Annotated in this window: 3 protein-coding genes; 1 reads left to right on the top strand and 2 read right to left on the bottom strand. The window is 43.9% G+C overall.

Annotated elements, in window-relative coordinates:
* Window positions 1–1148 (top strand): DUF748 domain-containing protein (locus QVA83_RS18195; RefSeq protein WP_287498786.1); only part of this gene is annotated, 1148 nt, incomplete at its 5' end.
* A gap of 173 nt (window positions 1149–1321) precedes the next feature.
* Here the strand turns inward: QVA83_RS18195 and gloA are convergent.
* A complete protein-coding gene (gloA, locus tag QVA83_RS18190; RefSeq protein WP_272972431.1) occupies window positions 1322–1870 on the bottom strand; it encodes a lactoylglutathione lyase in 549 nt (182 codons plus the stop codon).
* 169 nt (window positions 1871–2039) lie between these two features.
* Window positions 2040–2606, bottom strand: a 567-nt coding sequence (locus QVA83_RS18185) for a YehS family protein (RefSeq protein ID WP_287498785.1), incomplete at its 5' end; no start/stop codon positions are given.

Here is a 2606-nt window from a genome sequence, read left to right as displayed (position 1 = left end):
CATTAAAAGATGATATAGACCTTGATTTGGATTTTTCAGTCAAAGGCGCCGAACTGACTTCCGTTAACCCCTACTCAGGCACCTACATGGGCTACTTCATTGACAAAGGCTTGCTGTCTTTGGCTGTGCAATACAAACTAAACGGTAAGGCGCTGGAAGGTAAAAATCATGTTGTTATTGATCAATTAACGTTGGGCAAGAAGTCGAACTCTGATCAGGCATTAAGCTTACCGCTTGGGCTTGCCATTGCGTTGCTAGAAGACAGAAACGGGGTTATCGATTTGGGTTTGGATGTGTCTGGCGATATCGACAGCCCAGATTTTAGCTTTGGCTCTATTATCCTCAATGCCATTGGTAACATTATTACCAAAGCAGTTACTGCACCCTTTTCGCTACTTGCGAACCTGGTTGGCAGTGACGACGAACTCGACAACGTTGAGTTCGGGTTTGGAGAGCATTCGCTCAGTGCGGACGCTCAAGAAAAACTGAATACCCTTGCCAAAGCCCTTAAAAAACGTCCAGGACTTAGGGTTAATATCGAAGGTACTGTCAACGCCATGTCTGATGCAAGTGCCCTAGCGCAACGTCAGTTGAACACTACACTTTTAACAAGAAGCGGCTATGCTGATTCACCTGCAACTACCGGCAACGTTAGTACTAACGAAAAATCTCTTGCTGGCGGTGAAAATGAAAGTTCCAACACCCTTGGCAGAGTACAGCGCGACTCAATAAGTGGCAGTAGTATCCCACTGGAAGGCCCGTTAGCCGATGCGCTTTTATCCTACTATGTTGAGGTGTTTACACCTGACCTTAATCAAGAATATGACAACATGGTGGCGCAGCTTTACCCTGAACTCGCAAATTCAGACAATGAACAGAGCCAAAAGAGTGCTGATAACAATAAGGAAGTCATTAACGAAGAAAGTGTAAACCGAGCATTAAGCATTGCCCGATACAACAAACTACGTAACAACATTGATATCCCTGAAAGTGACTTAATCCTTCTGGCTGACGCGCGCAGTAAAGCGGTGAAAGGTTATTTGGCAAATGAAGCTGAAGTTGAAGCGAATCGCTTATTCTTGCTTAATACTCAGCACGACCTACATACCGAATTTAGCGGTGTGGAGTTAACGTTAGAGGCGAAATAATGAATGGGTTTGCTTGAGAAACAAAACCCGATAATTTAGAGAGCCATAAGGTCATTAAATAAAAAAGGGTAGCTTATTCAGTTAAGCTACCCTTCTTTGTAAACGTTGTGACTGCTGATATCACTGACGGCTTTTGACACAACTAGAAAATGATACCTTAGTGCGTGCCTCGCCTATTTCTTCAAATGCGGTGCGCAGGTTGCGGATACATTAGAAGCATTAAAAATTTCTATCCAGTAACCATCAGGGTCTTTAATGAATGCGATGCCTTTCATAGAGCCATCGTTGAGGCCTTTCTGAAAAGGAACGTCTAGCGATGCAAATCTTGCGCACGCGGCTTCAGCATCAGGTACATGAAAACCAATGTGGCCAAAGCCCTTAGGCTCGGCATTACCGTTGTGATAGCTAACGGTTTCTGGCGTATCGCCCCAATTATGGGTTAACTCCAACATGGCCGGGCGACCAAAAGTTTGCTGAGTACGTTCATCTACATCGTCAGAAATATCAGAGAAATCATCACCCGCAGCCAAAAAATAAAGACTAAACTTCATTTCTTCAAAGTCTAGACGTTTAATGAGCGTCATCCCCATCACTCGCGTGTAAAAGTCTAGCGAGCGCTTGGGATCGGCAATGCGCAGCATAGTTTGGTTGAACACAAAGCCTTGTGTGGCGGCATCTTTCTCTTCATACAGGCCTTCGGCCTTATCGAAATGTCGGCTCATAATAGTCGTCCTTAGCGATATAGATAATTAAGGCAAGGCAATCTTGCTTTGCCTAAAAACGAGTGCATAGAAGTGAGGGGTAATTTTCTTTTCACAACAGCACTTAGTCTATCCTCTTACGCGCTTTACCTCAGATGCGTTTTATTCAACGCCTATTTTTACAGCGCTTTTATTTTTTAGGGAGCTTTCCCCAAACCGAACCTGCATCACTTTTTTTCACTGGCGACACTTTAGTATTGGTGTTTTTGCCAGCCGCTTCTTTTTGTCTGCTAGCGCCTTTATTAAATGAGCTTGGCTTAGTACCAGAAGTACTTGAGCTATCTGATTTTTTAGGCGAAGTTTGTCGCGTGGACTCCGGTCGATATTTTTTCACCATACCTTGCAACAAATTGCGAACCACTTGATCGCCAGCAGGTTTAAAGTTGCGATGGTCTGGCTTTCTAAAAAACGCCGACAGCTCACCTTTACTCATTCTAAAGTCTGCTAATTTAAGCACCGCTATCATATCGTCATCTTTATAACTCATCGCAATACGGATTTTGCGCAGTACTTCATTATTACTTAATCGCTCTTTTGGCCCCAGCTCTTGAGGCATTTGCCCTTCTTGACGACCACGATTTTTAATAATCAATCCATCTAGAAACAGCGCAATAATCTTATCGCGACACGGCAGATAGCCCTCTTCGCCTTCCCGCTTCATCACAGCATGTAAATAATCAATTTCCATGTCGTAGTT

Origin of the sequence: Alteromonas sp. AO-Serp (genome assembly GCF_017849675.1) — a bacterium.
Classification (GTDB): domain Bacteria; phylum Pseudomonadota; class Gammaproteobacteria; order Enterobacterales; family Alteromonadaceae; genus Alteromonas; species Alteromonas macleodii.
This window is presented reverse-complemented; position numbering and strand designations above follow the sequence as displayed.